This is a genomic window from Staphylococcus nepalensis (assembly GCF_002442935.1).
Classification (GTDB): domain Bacteria; phylum Bacillota; class Bacilli; order Staphylococcales; family Staphylococcaceae; genus Staphylococcus; species Staphylococcus nepalensis.
Genome location: NZ_CP017466.1, coordinates 682,997 through 702,795 on the forward strand (window position 1 = coordinate 682,997; position 19,799 = coordinate 702,795).

Annotated in this window: 16 protein-coding genes; 10 read left to right on the forward strand and 6 right to left on the reverse strand. The window is 33.7% G+C overall.

Features of this window, described 5'->3' with window-relative positions; genetic code table 11:
* Positions 1 to 190: 190 nt before the first annotated feature.
* Together BJG89_RS02925 and ppx are read right to left on the reverse strand one after the other, a co-directional pair.
* Complete coding sequence (locus tag BJG89_RS02925) at positions 191 to 2,350, reverse strand: RNA degradosome polyphosphate kinase (RefSeq protein WP_198401697.1); 2,160 nt, start codon at positions 2,348 to 2,350, stop codon at positions 191 to 193.
* A 67-nt stretch (positions 2,351 to 2,417) separates the two neighbouring features.
* Positions 2,418 to 3,947 (reverse strand): exopolyphosphatase, encoded by a 1,530-nt coding sequence (gene ppx / locus BJG89_RS02930; RefSeq protein WP_198401698.1) that lies wholly within the window; start codon positions 3,945 to 3,947, stop codon positions 2,418 to 2,420.
* 417 nt (positions 3,948 to 4,364) lie between these two features.
* Between ppx and BJG89_RS02935 the strand changes: the two genes are divergently transcribed.
* Positions 4,365 to 5,183: an SDR family oxidoreductase gene (locus tag BJG89_RS02935; RefSeq protein WP_096808472.1), complete on the forward strand. Its 819-nt coding sequence runs from the start codon at positions 4,365 to 4,367 to the stop codon at positions 5,181 to 5,183.
* A 114-nt stretch (positions 5,184 to 5,297) separates the two neighbouring features.
* Here the strand turns inward: BJG89_RS02935 and BJG89_RS02940 are convergent, their stop codons facing one another.
* On the reverse strand, positions 5,298 to 6,374 hold the full coding sequence (locus BJG89_RS02940) for a M42 family metallopeptidase (protein ID WP_096808473.1): 1,077 nt from the start codon (positions 6,372 to 6,374) through the stop codon (positions 5,298 to 5,300).
* Positions 6,375 to 6,572: 198 nt separating this feature from the next.
* Here BJG89_RS02940 and BJG89_RS02945 point away from each other — a divergent pair, with 198 nt between their 5' ends.
* Positions 6,573 to 7,079, forward strand: a complete 507-nt coding sequence (locus BJG89_RS02945) for a thioredoxin domain-containing protein (protein ID WP_096808474.1) — start codon at positions 6,573 to 6,575, stop codon at positions 7,077 to 7,079.
* A gap of 76 nt (positions 7,080 to 7,155) precedes the next feature.
* On the opposite strand, the gene BJG89_RS02950 is transcribed toward BJG89_RS02945, so the two are convergent.
* Positions 7,156 to 8,739 carry an FMN-binding glutamate synthase family protein gene (locus BJG89_RS02950; RefSeq protein ID WP_096808475.1) on the reverse strand — a complete coding sequence of 528 codons (1,584 nt, stop codon included), beginning with the start codon at positions 8,737 to 8,739 and terminating at the stop codon, positions 7,156 to 7,158.
* 173 nt (positions 8,740 to 8,912) lie between these two features.
* On the opposite strand from BJG89_RS02950, the gene BJG89_RS02955 reads away from it, so the two are divergent.
* The 4 genes from BJG89_RS02955 (at position 8,913) to BJG89_RS02970 (ending at position 12,736) form a co-directional block, all read left to right on the forward strand.
* Entirely contained in the window at positions 8,913 to 9,695 is a 783-nt protein-coding gene (locus BJG89_RS02955; protein ID WP_096808476.1) for a CPBP family intramembrane glutamic endopeptidase, read from the forward strand.
* Positions 9,696 to 9,821: 126 nt separating this feature from the next.
* On the forward strand, positions 9,822 to 10,472 hold the full coding sequence (locus tag BJG89_RS02960) for an ABC transporter ATP-binding protein (RefSeq protein ID WP_096808477.1): 651 nt from the start codon (positions 9,822 to 9,824) through the stop codon (positions 10,470 to 10,472).
* Positions 10,469 to 11,242: an ABC transporter permease gene (locus BJG89_RS02965; protein ID WP_096808478.1), complete on the forward strand. Its 774-nt coding sequence runs from the start codon at positions 10,469 to 10,471 to the stop codon at positions 11,240 to 11,242. Before BJG89_RS02960 ends, BJG89_RS02965 begins: the two co-directional genes overlap by 4 nt.
* 309 nt (positions 11,243 to 11,551) lie before the next feature.
* Positions 11,552 to 12,736 carry an MFS transporter gene (locus tag BJG89_RS02970; protein ID WP_096808479.1) on the forward strand — a complete coding sequence of 395 codons (1,185 nt, stop codon included), beginning with the start codon at positions 11,552 to 11,554 and terminating at the stop codon, positions 12,734 to 12,736.
* A 45-nt stretch (positions 12,737 to 12,781) separates the two neighbouring features.
* Here BJG89_RS02970 and BJG89_RS02975 read toward each other — a convergent pair whose 3' ends face one another.
* Positions 12,782 to 14,152 carry a CitMHS family transporter gene (locus tag BJG89_RS02975; protein ID WP_096808480.1) on the reverse strand — a complete coding sequence of 457 codons (1,371 nt, stop codon included), beginning with the start codon at positions 14,150 to 14,152 and terminating at the stop codon, positions 12,782 to 12,784.
* A 633-nt stretch (positions 14,153 to 14,785) separates the two neighbouring features.
* Positions 14,786 to 16,165 (reverse strand): APC family permease, encoded by a 1,380-nt coding sequence (locus BJG89_RS02980; RefSeq protein ID WP_096808481.1) that lies wholly within the window; start codon positions 16,163 to 16,165, stop codon positions 14,786 to 14,788.
* A 181-nt stretch (positions 16,166 to 16,346) separates the two neighbouring features.
* Between BJG89_RS02980 and BJG89_RS02985 the strand changes: the two genes are divergently transcribed.
* The 4 genes from BJG89_RS02985 (at position 16,347) to BJG89_RS03000 (ending at position 19,796) form a co-directional block, all read left to right on the forward strand.
* Positions 16,347 to 16,943, forward strand: coding sequence for a YdeI/OmpD-associated family protein (locus BJG89_RS02985; RefSeq protein ID WP_096808482.1), 597 nt, complete (start codon positions 16,347 to 16,349; stop codon positions 16,941 to 16,943).
* 272 nt (positions 16,944 to 17,215) lie between these two features.
* Positions 17,216 to 17,776, forward strand: a complete 561-nt coding sequence (locus tag BJG89_RS02990; protein ID WP_096808483.1) for a TetR/AcrR family transcriptional regulator — start codon at positions 17,216 to 17,218, stop codon at positions 17,774 to 17,776.
* Positions 17,777 to 17,955: 179 nt separating this feature from the next.
* Positions 17,956 to 18,843: a beta-keto acid cleavage family enzyme gene (locus tag BJG89_RS02995; protein WP_096808484.1), complete on the forward strand. Its 888-nt coding sequence runs from the start codon at positions 17,956 to 17,958 to the stop codon at positions 18,841 to 18,843.
* Entirely contained in the window at positions 18,843 to 19,796 is a 954-nt protein-coding gene (locus tag BJG89_RS03000) for a 3-hydroxyacyl-CoA dehydrogenase NAD-binding domain-containing protein (protein ID WP_096808485.1), read from the forward strand. Before BJG89_RS02995 ends, BJG89_RS03000 begins: the two co-directional genes overlap by 1 nt.
* The last annotated feature ends 3 nt before the right edge of the window (positions 19,797 to 19,799 follow it).

Genomic DNA, 19,799 nt, shown 5'->3' on the forward strand with positions numbered 1-19,799 from the left:
ACATATATGAGGTTGAATAGCAAAGAGCATGTCATAATGAAAATGTCATATTTCATGGATGGTGTCTGATGGATGAAATTTAATTTGTCATTGAGTATTAAGATTATAAAAACGCCTCAGACGTTAATTTATGTCTCAGGCGCTTTTTGGTTATAGGTAAAGTTAATTTTAAGCATGATTACAAGTACACTCAGCGTTTAAAAGTGTCTTTTAATTTAGAAAACCATCTATTTTTAGATTGTATGGGAGATGCTTCAGGGCGGGTTGAAGCTTCCTTCAATTTTTGGCCAAATGTGATAGCTTCTTTCATTAGATAGGCTTGAGAATTTAATGGTGACAAATTGTTATGAATGTAATGATAATGCCCTTGTTGGTCTTGATAACGACCTTTTTGGTTATCTGATAATTGTAAATTCATATAGTCTAATAAACGTTTTGCGATGGCTTTATCTTCTACCGGGAACAATATTTCTACGCGTTTAATCATATTACGTGTCATTGCATCAGCTGAAGAGAGATAAATTTGTTCATCTCCGTTGTTATGAAAGTAATATATGCGCGAATGCTCAAGAAAACGGCCAACGATACTTACGACCTCTATGTTGTCGCTGATTCCTGGTATACCAGGTTTTAAGCAACATATACCACGAATAATTAATTGAACTTGAACACCAGCACGTGAGGCTTCAAATAGTTTAAGAATAATATCTTTATCTGTTAAAGAGTTCATCTTCATCATAATTTTCCCATTACCATGTTCAAGGTGAAGTTTAATTTCATTATCGATTCGAGCTAAAAATACATCACGTATATCATATGGTGCAACAATGAGCTTATTATATTCAGGTTTAAGTGTATAGCCGCTCAGGTAATTAAAGAAGTTGATGGCATCTTCTGCTATTGCTTTGTTTGTTGTGATGATACCCATATCTGTATATAATTTTGCAGTTTTGTCATTGTAGTTTCCAGTACCTAAATGTACAAACGAGGTAAGTTGATTATTAGTACGTTTCACTACGAGCGAAATTTTACTGTGTGTTTTTAAATAAGTCATGCCATAAATGACATGACACCCTGCGTCTTCTAACATTTTAGCCCATTGAACATTATTTTCTTCATCAAAGCGTGCTTTTAATTCAACAAGCACTGTCACTTGTTTACCATTTTCAGCAGCTGTCTTTAAACTATTGATAATAGGAGAATCTTTACTTACACGATACAGTGTTTGTTTGATGGCAATTGTACTAGGATCATTTGCAGCTTCACGAATAAAGTCTACAATTGGTTCAAATGATTCATAGGGGTGATGAAAGAAAATATCCCGTTTTAAAGATAAATCAAATATATCTTCACTTTCTAATGATTGAGGTGGTTGTGGTACATATTTGTTATAAGTTAAATGCTTTAACCGATTAGATAAGTAATCAACTAGCCCAAACAACATAGTTAAATCCAAAGGACCGTCTACAAAATAGACATCGTTGTCATAAACTTCCAGTTGGTTCATAATCCAGAGGATGTCTTCATGCGTTGCGTGTCGTCCATCTACCTCTAAACGCACTGCGGTACCGCGTTTTCGCTCTTTTAAAAAGCGTTCTATTTCAATTAATAAATCCTCGGCACCATCTTCATGAATGGTTAAGTCTGCATTACGTGTGATCCTAAATGTAAAGGTGTTTAATACCTCGTAGCCAGTAAACAAAAGATGAATATAAAATATAATGATATCTTCCAACATTAAAACGTATTGAGTTTGCCCTTGATTTAACGTATAAAATCGTGGGATTAATGAAGGAATTTGTACAATAGCTGAATTGATTGCTTCTTCTGTGTCGATATCTACAAATATGTTTAAACTTTTATTATTAAGTTTTGGGAAAGGATGGTAAGCATCAATACCTAATGGTGTTAATGTAGGTAAGATACCTGTTTTAAATTCGTGTTCTAATTGCGACAATAATGACTCAGGTAATAATTCAGGACGTGTTATTTCAACACGGTGTTGTTTTAAATTTTCAGTTAACGCTTTATAACATTTATATTGTAAATCTACATATTTTGTATTTTTAATCTTTATTTGTTCGAGCTGTTCTTTAGGCGTTAATTGTGCTTTATTCTCTGGTTTATCATATCCCATTTTAACTTGGTCTTGTAAACCAGCTACACGAACCATAAAAAATTCATCTAAATTGGAACTAAATATAGAAATGAATTTAAGTTGCTCTAATAATGGATTGTTTTTATCTTCTGCTTCTTGTAACACTCTATAGTTAAAGTCCAACCAGCTTAATTCTCTATTGTTATAATAATTTGGTAAATTTAAATCCTTCTCTCCCAATTTCTTCTGCACCATTCTAATTCCACCTTATTGTAGTCTTAATAACATGTTTTACTACGTATAATTTATCATATGAATTTTAAGATTTTGTAAAGATGATAGAAAGATTTTCTTTTAAAATTTTCTCGATATGTTTTTTTTGTCTAAGAGATTGGTATGATTCAGCAATTGGTTCACCAATATAATGAACGTATAACGTGAATCCATTACTATCGTGACGTAATTCGAGACGTTCAACGGGGTTTGTATGTGATATGTTGAGCGCGTTTACAAATTTGATAATGCCACCTAAAAATTGAATGTTATCTAACGCTTTACCGCGTAGCCATTTCGTTTCTTGATTGTAAAATTTTAACAGTGATTTATTTTTAAAGCTTGCCAACATTGCTAATTTGACACGATCTTCATGTGAGAAGCCATCAATCATTGAATTCGCAATAATATAATAGGTGTGGGGCGAACTCGAATCAGAATCAATAAATCTACCTAAATAATATAAATACGCGCCTTCAACAAATAGTGCTTGTTCTTTATGAGTAACTTGAATTTTGTCTAGTTCAATAAGCTGCGTTAACAATGACTGGGCTAATTTGACGCGTTGTTTTGCACTTGATTCTTCAATGCTATACTCGTTAGCCAAATGATATAATGCATCTTTTTGAATATTTTCTTTTCTAAATTCTCGAGGATGGCGTTCAGCGATTGTTTTCATAACATAACCTTCACGTAGTCCTTTACGTGAGAAAGTAAAGTGTGTGGCATTTATCTTTTTGAACAGTGTTTTAAACACGGAAACTGCAGGTATTATGATGTCTATACGATCTCTACTTAATCCATCTATGTCTTTTAACGCGTCACGGGAACTTTTCTTGATTATTGTATAAACCTCATCAATATCTCCCTCAGACATCGTGTAGTTATGAACGCCACCGATAGGGTAAGAATGCTCAGATTGATGTATACGTGCAACATTACGAGCTGAGCCACCAATTCCTACTAAGGCAATTTCTCTATCTTGTAACCATGGAAGTTGTTCAAATTGCTTGGATAAGAATTTCTCCATCGCTTTAATAGCAGATTTATCATTATGATCTTTATTTTCAAAGAATTTTCGTTTTAATGTTACCACACCAAATGGAAAACTATGTGCTTCAATCATTGCCTTATCTTTGAATAAAGTGACTTCTGTAGAGCCACCACCGATATCGATAGACACACCGTTTTCTACATCAGTTGTGTGTGTGATGGCATAAAACCCATAAAATGCTTCTTCTTGCTCAGGGATAATTTTAATATTTATATTAAGTTCATTTTTGATATGTTCGATAATAGCGTGTTGGTTCGTAGATTGTCGTATCGCGGCAGTAGCAATAGGATGTAATTCATTTACTTTGAATTTATCGGCAACTGCTTTAAAACTGTGTAGTGTGGATGTCAATACGTCGATACCATCTTGGTTCATAGTTAAATCATCGGTTAAGTATTGGCTCAAACGTGCCGGTGTTTTAATATTTAAAATTTCATTTAATCCTGTTTTTGAATCGAACTCAAAGATAACTAATCTAATTGTATTTGATCCGATATCTACTAGGCCTATGCGTTCCATAATGTCCTCCTAAACAAATGAGGTAAAATTACTTTTATAAGTATTATTTACCCGTTTTTGTTCTTTATATTACAATAAATAACATAATTTGTGATACTTTATTTAAATATTATTCAATTAAACATTTATTTTTTTGAACAGATCTATCTTTGATATTTAAAAATCTATTAATAACTGTTGGTTTTTCTCTCATATTTGAAGACACCGTAACGACCTCCTTCAGTAAGTTATCGAAATTATAACAAACTCATTTTGAAATTAGTATTATAAATTTTAAAAAATATATTGTAAGCATGTGACAAACAAGTAGTAGCAATAGATAAGACTACATATAAGTTTCAAAGTTAATTAAAAAAGGAAATGAATAAAATAAAGAGTGTTGAAACAGAAGAAAGAAAAATTAAAAAAGAGGTGTAATATATGGGAAGATTAGATAACAAAATCGCTGTATTAACTGGTGTGAGTACCGGCATTGGAGCAGCCGCTGCTCGCATTATGGCTGAGGAAGGCGCGCACGTGTTAGCTGTCGATATATCAGAATCTGTCCATGACACTGTGAAAGCAATTAATAACGCCGGGTATAAAGCTTCAGGCTATACAGTTGATGTCTCAGATGAGCATGCTATAGAACGACTGGCTCAATCTATTGAATCGGATTATGGACAAATTGATGTATTATTTAATAATGCAGGTGTTGATAACCCAGCAGGCCGTATTCATGAATATCCAATTGATGTATTTGACAAAATTATGAGTGTAGATTTAAGAGGAACATTTCTCATGACAAAGTTTTTCTTACCATTAATGATGTCAAAAGGCGGTTCCATTATTAATACTTCGTCATTTTCGGGCCATGCTGCAGACCTAAATCGTTCGGGTTATAATGCCGCAAAAGGAGGCATTATTAATTTTACGCGTTCAACGGCAATTGAATACGGCCGTGAAAATATTAGAGCAAATGCAATCGCTCCAGGTACTATAGAAACGCCACTTATAGATAAATTGACTGGGACAAAATCCGAGGAAAATGGACAAATATTCAGAGAAAATCAGAAGTGGATGACGCCTTTAGGTCGATTAGGAACGCCTGAAGAAGTAGGTAAACTTGTTGCATTTTTAGCATCAGATGATAGCTCGTTTATCACTGGTGAATCAATTACAATCGACGGTGGTGTGATGGCATACACATGGCCAGGTGAAATGTTGAGTGATGATAGTTGGAAAAAATCCACTAAATAACGAATTGCTAAATTCATATAATTTGAAACCAAATGTTATAAAGTGGTATTAAAAAGCCGTGAGCAAATCAATTTGATTAATGCTCACGGCTTATCTTATTTCATATTTAGTTTATTACCAGATGATTTCATCCACTGTTTCATCGTTTAGAGATTTGACTATTTCAGTTACTAAGGCTACAGAGTTTTTATAATCGTCTGTATGCAATATGGAAACATTGGAGTGCATATAACGTAGTGCAACACCAATTGATACTGTAGGAATACCTTCGTTAGCGACATGAATACTACCAGCGTCAGTGCCGCCACCAGGCGTGGAATCTAATTGAATATCTATGTTATGTTTTTGAGCAACTGCTTTGATGTGTTTTGTAAACCCAACATGGCCTATGTTGGATGCGTCCATAATAATGACAACCGGTCCTTGACCAATAGCCGTTTCGCTTGTTTGGCCAGACATGCCTGGTGTGTCATATGCAACAGCTACGTCTACTGCAAGTGCTAAGTCAGGTTTGATTTTATTAGCTGCAACTTTGGCACCACGAAGACCGACCTCTTCTTGTACATTTGCACCGGAGACTAAGTTAATATCGATAGATGCGTTGGTAAGGTTATTTAAGACATCTACCGCAAGGGCACAACCATAACGATTGTCAAAAGCTTTTGCAGTTAAATATTTATTGTTCGCAAGTGTTTCAAATTCACTATATGGTGTGACCATATTACCAATTTCAATACCGAATTGTTCAGCTTCTTTCTTACTTTTTACGCCAATATCAATAAACATATCTTTGATTTCTACGTTTTTTTTACGTTCTTCAGGCGATAATACATGTGGTGGTTTTGAACCAATGATGCCCCTGATTTTTTTGCCATGATCCGTTGTGATTGTCACTTTTTGTGATAACATAACTTGGTTCCACCAACCGCCAATAGGTGTGAATTTTAGGAAACCATCGTTATCGATTTTAGTCACTACAAAACCAATTTCATCTAAATGGCCTGCCACCATTAATGTTTTATTTCCGTTAGTAGTAGATTTTTTTCCAAATATACCCCCTAAATTGTCTTCGACGATTTCATCACTTACGGGTGTTAAATAATCGCGCATAAGTGTTTTTACCGCTTTTTCATGTCCTGCGATGCCATCCACATCCGTTAACGTTTTTAATAATTTTACTGAATTGTCCATATAATTCCCCCTAATATGATAATTATATTTATTTTATCATGAACTGCTAGATATTCTAATGGATTGCACTTTGGACCCTTCATTTGTAAAAAATATAACACGTTAATTTAATTCTTAGTAATTTGCTAAGACTAAAAGGGTGCAATCGAATCTTTTCCGTGATTCAATATAAATATAGATAAAGTGGAGGGATCAATTATGACGGAAATTAAACATTTAACATTTGGCTCAAATGATGCACCTATTAAAGTGGAATCATTTATAAATTTTGCGTGTCCTTATTGTAAAAATTATTTTTATGCTGCTGATACTGTATTAACGCCTTTAGTTGAGCAAGGAAAGGTGCAGCATGTCATTAAGCATTTTGATAAAACAAAACAAGCATTATTGAAAGGAACAGTAGCCAATATATATCTAGATTATCAACAACCAGAAAAAACCTTAGAGATTATACGTGAGTTATATCAAACTCAGAACCAATGGAAAGTCGACTTTTCTACAATTGAAGCAAAGATGAAGCAAGCCTTTAATCTTCCACCTCATAAAGAAGCAGATGAACGTTCTTTAGCTATTCATGAAGAAGCATTTGAAAGAGGTATTAAAGGTATTCCTACTGTTTTTATCAATGATAATCCATTTGAATTTAATCCTTTAGATGATGATCAAGAAACAATAGAAGCCAAGTTAAACAAACAGATTAAATAAAAATAATAAGAAAAAACGCTCTGATATTTCAAAGTTTGACATTCACTTTAAATTATTAGAGCGCTTATTTTTGATATCAGTTATGTTCAAGTAGTTTTAATTTATAATCATATATAGATTGTAAGTTGCCGTCTTTCTTTTTGATAATAATATGTTCTTTGGATATTTGGGTAGGTGAGGCTGCACCTACCGCAGCGGCGATGTTAAATAACCCTTCGTGTAAACTGGTTACAAAATTAGTGACGCGATATTCTTTTTCTTCTATAATTAGGCCTTTTTCTCGTTTAGGGTCAGTGGTTGCGACGCCTACTGGACATGTGTTCATATGACATTGTCTACTCATAATACACCCGACGCTAATCATCATACCACGTGCAACATTGACTAAATCAGCACCTAAACCTAAAGCAATGGCGATTTTATCGGGTGTTACAAGTTTACCTGATGCAAAAATTTTGATGTGTTTACGAATACCATATTTTTCTAAAGTACCTGTCAATATAGGAAGAGCAGTGAACAATGGTAGACCCACGCTATCTTGTAATTCTTGGAATGTTGCGCCGGTTCCACCTTCACCGCCATCAACCGTAATGAAGTTAGGGTATTGATCTGTTTCAATCATAGTCCGCACAAGTGTTTCTACTTCTGAAACTTTACTTATAACCATTTTAAACCCAACAGGTTTTTGGCCATGTTGTTGTAGTTTTGTTATCCAATCCAATAAATCTTTAGAATTATTAATCGATTCAAAACGGTTTGGTGAATTAATCGTTTTCCATGGTTCTACTTTACGAATTTTTGCGATTTCTTCTGTCACTTTATTACCTTGCATATGGCCACCACGTGTTTTCGCACCTTGGGCCAATTTAATTTCAAATGCTTTTATAGTCGTTTGTTTAGCCAAATTTAAAAAAGCATCCATATCAAATTGGCCATCTTCATTGCGAACACCAAATAAACCAGGCCCGATTTGGAAAATGATATCAACATTTCCAGATAAATGGTGTTTAGACAAACCACCTTCACCAGTATTCATCCAAGTTCCAGCTCGTCCTAATCCTTTTGATAGTGCTCTGATGGCATGACTTCCTAAAGCACCATAACTCATTCCAGATTGACCAACTAAACGTTTTAATTTAAACGGATGCTTTAATTCAGAACCTATGATAATGGCGTCTTCATCTGCTAAATAAAAAGGATCGATTTCTGCTTCAATCCGATGTTCATCTCGATCAAATAAGCGTTCGTTATCAATGGTATAAATAAATGACGAAATCATAGGTGACTGATCAATATGTAATTCTGTAGATTGTAATGGAAACATGGTATTTTGAATATAAAACCCATCTTCATAGTCATTTTGCGTGCCATAACTCGTCATTCTCGAATTATATTTTCCAGCTAATACAATATTAGTGAAATCATTTCTGGAAAAAGGTTTTCCTTTAGTATCTGCTAAAAATAAATATTGACGCAACTCAGGCCCTATTTTTTCACCGAAATAGCGAATACGCGCTAATAATGGATAATTGCGTAACACACTATGTTGTTTTTGGCGCTTATCTTTTATAAGTAAGATAGCCCCTAAAATTAGTACACTTAATATGAAAATAACAATGATAATGTTAACGATGAACTGCAAAATGGACAGTATAGTCATGTAACATTCCCCCTTTATATAATTATATACTACAATAAATCATACATTTTACAATGATATAAATATGTTATTCGAAATTTTATTTTTAAAAACACAAAAATTATAAAGTAACTTATAATTGAGGTATAGAATTATGTTATATTATTGATAAATAATCATAAGGAAGGTGTCATATGACTGACAAGCCATCAGAATCTCATATTACTCAATTTACACATACAAATATATGGCAAAAACAAAAAGTAGTAAAAAGAGATTTCTGGTTAATCCCCATTTATATCTTAGCGAATAATATCATACCGCTAATGTTATTAATATTTTTATTAGCCTTATACTCTGCTTTTAATTTAGATGATACTTCGCTTTTTAGTAATCATAATGTATTGATTATTGGCGGTGTCATAGCAGAAATAAGTATTATTTTCAGCTTTTATTTGATGCATATAAACGATAATTTGAAAACAATGACTACAAAAAGATTCAAACAAGTTCGTAAGTATGTACTTGTTATTTTTATTACATACATTTCTACTATTGGATTAAATAGTTTTTATGATTGGCTTATGACACTTTTACCAGAAACTTTGCAATATAGTGAGACGCAAAACCAAATGATATTGGAGGATATGTTTGAAAATAATTGGATGCTTCCCTTTTTATTTGTGGACATTGTTGTTTTGACGCCAATCATTGAAGAATTATTATTTAGACATTTAATTATTCATGAATTAGGTAAAAAAATAACGTATGGTGTTGCAAGTGTACTCTCTGTTATATTATTTGCTGGTATACATGTATTAGGCGCAACATCGCCATTTGAAATTGGTAGTTATATATTTATTGCGTTAGGATTAGTATTTGTATATTTAAAAAGTGGTAAAAATTTAGCTGTTTCAATCTCTTTACATGCTTTCAATAATTTAATTTCTTTTATTGCTATAGTCTTTTTAAAATAAATAGTTATTTCATTTAATGGCATATTGAGAGTATAGATTAAAGTTATTTAACTTTTTCTAATGAATGACATAATAAAGTAATTATATTAGGGAATACGACTTATATATGTATTTAGGAGGTTCAAAATGTTAGAACTCAGAAATGTTTCATATCAAATAGATAACCGTAAAATCATTCAAGAGATTAATTTGAAAATAGAATCAGGGGAAACGATTGCTGTTGTTGGGCCTTCTGGAAGCGGTAAAAGTACATTATTTCGCCTAATTAATAATTTGATAAGTCCAACGCAAGGAGAATTATATCTAAATGGGGACGCATATGAAACGATTAACCCAGAAGAATTACGTATGGAAGTGAGTTATTTGCTACAAGAAAGTGATTTGTTTGATAGAACGATTGGCGATAACTTAGCTTTCCCTGCTAATATAAGAAACGATAAATTTAATCGTAAAAGAGCTAAAGCACTATTGAAAGCGGTTGGTCTAGGACACTATAACTTTAATACCAGTGTAAGTCATCTTTCTGGTGGAGAGCGACAACGTATAACCATAGCTAGACAGTTAATGTATAAACCAAAAATATTATTACTAGATGAAGCTACGAGTGCTTTAGATATACATAATAGTGAAAAAATTGAATCTCTCATTTTTAAACTTGCCGATGAAGGTGTAAGTATATTGTGGATTACACATAGTAATGACCAAAGTATGAGACACTTTCAAAAACGCATTAGAATCGTTGATGGTCAAATAGAGAAGGAGGAGGATTTAAGATGAGCACGACAGCTTTAGTACTTACCGGCACACTCTTACTTTTCCCAATTATCGTCTCATATAAAGAGAAGTTACATATCATAAAAGATTTGTTAATTGCTACTATTAGAGCGGTCGTTCAATTAGTTATCTTAGGTTATTTACTTCATTTTATATTTGATGTAAATCAAGCTTGGTTATTATTATTATTTGTCTTAATCATAATTGTTAACGCCTCTTGGAACACTATTAGTAGGGCTTCGCCAGTCATGCATAATGTTTTTTGGATTTCTTTCATTGCTATATTTGTCGGGGTTGCGTTACCATTATTTGGGGTTATATTAACTGGAGCAATTGATTTTAAACCCAATGAAGTTATTCCGATAGCAGGAATGCTTGGAAGTAATGGGTTGATTGCTATTAACCTTGCTTATCAAAATTTAGACCGTGAATTCGTGAAAGAAATGAGTCAAATAGAAGCAAAATTAGCATTAGGCGCAGATCCAAAACTATCTTCAAAAGGTACAATACGTGAAAGTATAAAAACAGCGATTGTACCAACGATTGATTCTGTGAAGACATATGGTATTGTGTCTATACCAGGTATGATGACTGGTTTAATTATTGGCGGTGTAGCACCATTAGAAGCAGTGAAATTTCAACTGATGGTCGTGTTTATTCATACGACTGCAACTATTATGTCAGCATTGATTGCAACTTATTTAAGCTATCGTCAATTCTTTAATCAACGCGATCAATTAATTGGCCGTCATATATCAGAAGATAATCGATGAAAATGTATATGATTGGTACAGTGCATGTCTGGCTATAATGCATGCTAGTTATATATGCGAGAGAACTACAAAACGATGCACGATTTAGAAATAACTTGATTGCTGATTGCCCATTTATTTACAATCAATTTGTGCGGCAGGGGACAGAACATGAGACCAAATTCAATTTTGGATTTCTGTTCGTTTCCTGCCTTTAATTTGGAAATTAAAAATTTTACATATAGTGACATATTCATATATATTGACGAATGGTTTATAATAAAACAGTTATAAAATTTTTGAAATCAAAGCAAAGAGAGGAGGATATTTATGTCAATTATGCGTATTATTACGTTTATTTTAAGTATATTTATTGTTGGAATGGTCGAAATGATGGTTGCAGGGATTATGAATTTAATGAGTAATGATTTACAAGTCTCTGAACCCGTCATAGGGCAATTAGTAACTTTATACGCTATTACATTTGCCGTAGCTGGTCCTATATTAGTGAAGTTAACCAACCGTTTTTCACCACGAAAGGTTTTACTATGGGCTTTAGCATTGTTTGTTGTAGGAAATCTTATTATTGCTATAGCGCCTAACTTTTCTATTCTAGTAGTCGGACGAATATTATCATCTGCAGCAGCTGCTTTAATTGTAGTTAAAATACTAGCGTTAACAGCCTTGTTAACTGCACCTCAACACCGTGGCAAAATGATAGGTATTGTGTATTCAGGCTTTAGTGGCGCAAACGTTTTTGGTGTACCGATTGGCACAATTATAGGTGATTTAGTTGGTTGGAGATATACATTTCTATTTATTGTTGTTATTAGTATACTTGTAGGGGTTTTAATGTATGCGTATGTTCCGAAATTAAGCAGTTATCCATCTACCAATACAGAAACAGATTCGAAACGTTCAAGTAGTTATTCTAAAGTGCTGAGACCAGTTGAAGTAACAAAATACTTAGGTATCACATTCTTATTATTAGTAGCGAACTCAGTTACATTCATATATATTAATCCATTGATGCTTTCTGGGGGACATGATCTGTCATTTGTTTCTGTTGCATTATTAATTAATGGTGTAGCAGGTGTAATAGGTACCTCAATGGGTGGTTTTTTATCGGATAGACTTACAAGTAAACGTTGGTTAATTATCGCTACTACTATATTTATTATCATGATGCTTATCCTTAATGTTTTCTTACCAGGAACAGGCTTATTATTAATGGTTATCTTTATTTGGAATATTATGCAATGGAGTACTAATCCAGCTGTTCAAAGTGGTATTATTGAACATGTTGAAGGTGATACAAGCCAAGTAATGAGTTGGAATATGTCCAGTTTAAATGCCGGCATCGGTATTGGCGGTATTGTGGGTGGTTTAGTTGTATCTAATTTAAACGTATATGCAACTACCTACTTCTCAGCTGCGATTGCTATCGTAGCATTCATTTTAGTGGTTAGCCTTAAAAATGTCGCAAAATATAAAAATACTCAAATAAACACATAGAAAACAGCGGAGCCAAAAGGCTTCGCTGTTTTTATAAAGTGCATATTAAAAAGTTACAACGCCGATTAACATAGCAATGAGTAACATTACGATTGCAAATCCCCAAACCCAGAAGAAAGCATACTTAATATAAGTACCCATGTTTGCTTCTGCAAGACCTATAGCTAACCATAGCGCTGGTGAAAATGGACTGACGAATGTTCCTATAATATTACCAATAACCATAGAATAAGCTGTAGAAATACTAGGTACACCGAATTGACTTGCTGTTTGTTCTACGATTGGTAATACAGCAAAGTAATAAGCATCCGTACTCGTTAATAAATCTAGAGGTACACCAAATATACCCACTATAATATGTAAATACGGACCTACTGCGTCTGGAATAATATGAATAAAGCTGAGTGCAATAGATTCTAACATACCAGTTTCATTTAATACCCCTAAGAACATACCTGCTGCAATGATAACTGCAGCCATCATTAAAGCATTTGGCGCATGCGCTTTTAAACGACTCATTTGTTCATCGACATTTGGGAAATTAATAATTAAAGCAATTGCAACACCAATCATAAATGCGAATTCTGGTGGAGCAATGTTAGCTAACATTGCTACAATGACTGCGATGGTTAATGCGACGTTCACCCAATTAATCCAAGGTTTTGTAACAGCAACACCACGGATAGGGAACTTAATATCTTGATCATGCTCATAAATTTCTACTAATTTATGTATGTCCACGTCTTGAGTATCTGGTAATTTACCAGAACGAATATCACGGCTGATGCGTGTTTTTTCTCTGAAACCTAAATATACAGCAAATATGAGTATAAGGAAGAACCCTATAATTTGAATAGGAATAACACCATACCATAGCTCGTTCACATTTTTTATGTTTAAGACTGAAGCCGTACGCGCCATCGGGCCGCCCCAAGGTACCATATTCATAATAGCGGCACTTAAAGCAAGTAATAAAAGTAATAGATATCGATTCATATTTAAGGCTTTATACAGTGGTAATAATGCAGGAATTGATAGCAAGAATGTTGTTGCACCTGCACCATCTAATTGCGCGAACGTACCAATGATTGCTGTGACAATACAGACGATGATGACGTTACCTCTCGTTAACAAAATTAACCTTTTCACTAAAGGTTTAAATAAACCACTGTCACTCATGATTCCAAAGAAAATAATGGCAAAGATAAACATGATGACAACGTTGATTACTTGATCTAACCCACTATTAAAGAAATCTACTAAGTCTCCAATACTATAACCTAATATTAAAGCCCCTATACTTGGTATTAAAATCATACCTACCACAGGGCTGATACGTTTGGCTATCAATAAACCAACGATTAAAATGATAATAATGAGACCAACAATTGTTAACCAAATATTATCTTGTTGCATAAAACATCCCCTCCATAAACTTAAAGCGCTTACATAAATCATTTAACGCTTTACCACACACAATTAAAAAGTGATTATTTATAAGTGTAACAGAGATTAGGGATTGATTTTAATATTTTATAATGATTTTAATATAATTTTACTTATATTAAACCATAAGAAAAGCAAATCGCTACATAGATTAAAGATGTGTTTTGATAAAGTGACTTATTTGAAAAAAAGGGAGGCATGTTTGAATGTATTAAATAGTACATTGATACAAACTTCTTTGTGACTCTTATGTTTTTATAGTGTTTAACATATACATAACAATAGCATCCATTTTAAGTTTAATGGAGTGCTATTGTTGAAAAAGGTATTGAGACATAAATAATGTTTTAATCTTGAATATTGTGTTGACAGGAGGTAAATGGAATAAAAATATAAAGCTTTACTTTACTAAAGAAAAACAGGTCTAAAAAGCTATTTCAAAAGTGCTACTTCTAAAGTGCTACTTCTTCATTTATGAAGATTAGTAGCACTTATGCATGAGTCAAAGCTCATGTAATCCATTGGGGGCTAGTAGCACTTATGCAAGCAATTCGGCTCTGGACTATTTTTTCTAGTTCTTCTTGATGGCGTGGATAAACGAAATCATTTTATAAAAATTTGGTTTTTGTCCCAGTCCTCATTTTTTGGAACATTTTTAGCGAATTGTATAGATTCAATAGATAAGTTTGATTTTTTATTAGAAAAATGAGCAATCAATGCAGAAATAAAAATATATGCGAATGTTCCCATAATATAACCTAATTTCAAATCTGAAATTAGCAAGTATGATTGATAGAGTAAAACGACAATGGCTGCCGTAGCGATGACCACTAGTACTGGATAAGGCAATTTAAAGAAAGATTGCTTATAAGCTTCAGGATATTTTTTAGGTAATTGTGTAACAGCTAGCGCAGGGAAAGCAAATATGATAAGTGAAATACCTGTACCTAACTGTGCGACAACATCTAGAGACATACCACTTACAATTGGTAAAATTCCGATAATATAAAATATTAGTAATAACCAATGTGGCGTGCCAAAGCGTTTATTAACAGTGCCTAACGTCTTGGGCAAGTACCCATCTTCGATAGCAATTAATAAACTTTTTGTGACCCACGTGAATGTTGCGTTCAGAGTCGTAGCTAAAGCGAACATCGCTCCTCCAACCATAAAGCAAATAAATACTGGTGATGGTAGCACTTCTTTAGCGACACTTGTTAAAGGTCTGCCTGCAACTTCAGGTATTGGTAAAACCCCAACTGCAATAGAGGCGATAAAAGCATATAATAACCCTACAAAAATAGTAGCTACAACGATTACAAGTGGTATATCTCTCTTAGGGTTTTTCATTTCTCCACCAAGTTCAGCTACTACTTGAGCTCCACCTGTAGCGAATGAAACGAGACCCACTGCTGTAAAGAAACCAGTAAAACCATCAGGAAACATGGATGAGGTGCTGAATACGCTAAAATTAACATGAGGTAAACCAAAAAGAATAAAGAATGATAAAGCTAAGATTAAAGTTATTACCATTAAGTTACCGACGATTGAAGCAGATTTAATGCCCACGATATTAACTACAAACAAAACGGTGAGTAGTAAAAAGGCTACAGTTCTTACTGGAACACCAGGGAGTAAACCTTCAAGATATTGTGCAAAAGAAAGCGCATATAAAGATAATGTTATTTGTAAAAAGATGAATAATAATAACCAAAAAACACCTGTTTTAGGTGACAGTAAACGACTAGTATATTGATACATACCCCCTGTAGTAGGTAAACTAGAAGCTAAAATTGCTATAGGTAACATCGTAAGTAATGTTATAAGTGATGATAGAATGAATGCTGGCGTAATGCCACTTCCTGTCATTTGTATACCAATACCCGTTAAGGACATGACACCAGCGCCAATAATTTGTCCGATAGCAATACCCATAACATCAGATAAACCCAGCACTTTTTTTAAATGTTTTGATTGTTGCATTAGAACACCTCTTTATTTTATGTAAATTGAAAATAATAAAAGCATCATAACACAAATTACATTTAAATCATAGTACACTAATCGGAAAACTTGGTTTGTTCTTTAGAATACTTTTGTAATGGCTTAAATTGCACTATTCATAGTAAAATGAAAACAAATAAAAAATAAAGGGTGAGTGCTTATGGTTGAAAAAAATAAAAATATAAAGGTAGATGCATTTATTGATGGATTAAACGATTGGCAAGCCTCTTTTGAATTACTTAGAACAATTTTGCAAGAAACTGAATTAGTAGAAGATTATAAATGGATGCATCCTTGTTATACTTTAAATCATAAGAACGTTGTAATTATACAAAATTTTAAACAATACTGTGCTTTGTTATTTGAAAAGGGGGCTATCATGGAAGACCCCTATCATTCATTGATTCAACAAACAAAAAATGTTCAAGCAGCGAGACAATTAAGGTTTGAAAGTCTAGAAGAAATCAAAAACAGAAAAGATGAAATTAAATGGTATATTGAGGAAGCGATTCGTCTTGAAAAGTCTGGAGAAAAGGTACCTATGAAAACAACAGAAACATATCATATGCCTGAAGAATTAAAAAATAAATTAGAAGCATCACCAGCATTAAAAGAAGCATTTAATCATTTAACACCAGGTAGACAACGTCAATATATGTACTATATTGGAAATGCTAAAAAGGCATCAACAAGACAAAATAGAGTTGAAAAATATATTGAGCATATTTTAGAAGGCAAAGGGATGAATGATGACTAATCGCTCAATAAATTGGCGTTTTACTATACAAATCAGTTGTAGTTTGTAAACACACATTGCATGTTTTGTGTGTTACGAATATAAAAAGGGTTGTATAGTTATATCATATGTTTAAGTTAGTAAAAGCACGTATCACCACTTGATTAAACTGTTATAAAGTTATATAAAAAATATAATAATGTTGCAAGTTGATAATTTATCGTTTATAGTTTGCTCGGATAAACAAAAGATAAAAATACAAATGAAATTAAATTATTTAAGGAGGTGTAGTCATGGCAAGAGCGTCTAAACGTACGCAACTATTACAAGCAGCAGCGGCTATTGTTAACGAACAAGGCAGTGAATATTTAACTCTGGATGCAGTAGCTAAAAAAGCAGGTGTAAGTAAAGGTGGTTTACTGTATCACTTTAAAAATAAATTTGCGTTAATACAAGGACTTGTAGATCATGCAGATGAATTGTATAGAAATAATGTCAATGAGCATGTACAAAAAGACGATCAAGATGAAGGTAAATTACTTCGCGCCTTTATTGAAGCTACAAGAGAACACCGTTCAGAAAATGCATCCATTACTTCTGGAATGTTGGCTGCACAAGGTATAAACAGTAATTTATTATTGCCGTTACAAGATACCTATAAAGCATGGCAAGATAAAATAGAACGAGACGGACTTGATAAAGTAGATGCGACAATTATAAGGTTGGCAGTAGATGGTTTATGGTTATCAGAGGTGTTTGGATTAGATGCATTAGATGAGTCAATGAGGTCAAAAGTTTTAGAAAGATTAACATCTTACACTGAAAAAAATCGAATGCGACGAAACGATGCATAAAAAAGTTAAAATTATAAAAAAATAATTAAATTCTCAAATCGTGAGAAGTACTGATAGTATAGGGATAAATGACGAGACATCATCATTTATCCCTTTTTTTGGCCGTTTTAAGGGTTGAAACTAAACCGTCCAGTTGGTACACTATACCATGTGATAAAAACTCTGTTGGAGGTTTATATATGAAAAAAGTTATGCTAACAGCAGCTTTAACAGGTGCTGGAGATACTGTAGATAAAAATAAAAGTGTTCCTGTAACGCCTCAAGAAATTGCAGATTCAGCAATTAAATGTGCAAGAGCAGGAGCTACTGTAGCACACATTCATGCAAGAGACCCAGAAACAGGGGGTATAAGCCATGATGTTGAATTTTTTAAAGAAGCAGTCAGATTAATTAGAGAAGCTGATGAAGATATTATTATCAATATTACTTCAGGTGGTGGCGGAGACTTTATCCCTAACCTTGAAGATCCGTATACAGCGGCTAAAGGTTCAGATATGCAAACACCTGCTGAGAGACACGAAGCAATTGGTGCCTTATTACCAGAAATGTGCACGCTTGATTGTGGAAGCGTGAACATGGGAGATGCTGTGTATTTAAGCCCAGCAGATTGGTTAAGAAAACAAGCACAACTTGTAAAAGATGCAGGCGTAAAACCTGAATTAGAATGTTTTGATAGTGGACATATTTCGTTTGCTAAACAATTAGTTAATGAAGGCCTTATTGAAGGTGAACCAATGTTCCAATTCTGTTTAGGCATACCGTGGGGCGCTGAAAATGACGCGGAAACAATTGAATATTTTAAAACACGTATTCCTGACAATGCACATTGGTCAGCGTTTGGAATTGGAAGAATGCAATTGCCAACTGTAGAAGAAGCAGCAAAACGTGGAGGCAATGTGCGCGTTGGATTAGAAGATAATTTATATTTATCTAAAGGTGTCAAAGCTTCTAACGAGCAACTTGTTGAACGTGCGGTTGAAATATTAAAAGATTTAGATATAGAACCGATGACGCCAGCTGAAGCGCGCGTGAAATATCAACTTAGAGATCCAAAAGGAGGCAAATAATGAAATTTGCAGTGGTAGGTACAGGTGTTATAGGTAGTGGTTGGATTACGCGTATTTTAGCCCACGGTCATGAAGTGGTAGCAACTGATCCGAGTGAAGGTGCTTATGAAAGAATGTTAAAGCAAGTAAAACAAAATTGGCCATATGCTGAACAATTAGGTTTAGCAGAAGGTGCATCTTTAGATAAGCTTTCATTCACAGCAAATTTAGAAGAAGCTGTAAAAGATGCTGATCATATTCAAGAAAATGTTCCAGAAATCGAATCAATTAAAGATCAAGTATTAACTGAAATTGATGCTTACGCTAAGCCAGATGCAATGATTGGATCGAGTACTTCTGGAATTATGCCTTCAGAATTACAACAAAATTTAAAACACCCTGAACGTTTAGTAGTGGCGCACCCGTTCCACCCAGTGTATATTTTGCCATTGGTAGAAGTTGTCCCTGGCAAACAAACGAATGAAGCTACAACGGTTAAAGCTGAAGAAATATATGAAAGTATTGGCATGGATGTATTACATGTGAGACATGAAATTGAAGGTCATATCGCTGATAGGTTAATGGAAGCATTATGGAGAGAAGCATTACATATTGTTAATGACGGCGTAGCGACAACAGAAGAAGTAGATAAAGCATTTACACATGCAGCAGGATTACGTTACGCACAATATGGGCCATTTATGACGTTCCATCTTGCAGGCGGCGAAGGTGGCATGCGTCATATGTTGAAACAATTTGGACCAGCATTGAAAAAACCATGGACAAAATTAATTGCGCCTGAATTAACTCAAACACTATATGATGATGTCGTTAATGGCTGTGAAATAGCTTCACAAGGTCAGTCAATGTCTGAATTAGATCAAAAACGTAATGAATTCTTAGTTAAAGTAAAAAAATTAGCGGAAGCTTATTGGCCGGGAGATACTGCCTCAATGAAAAAAGTTACAAAATAAACG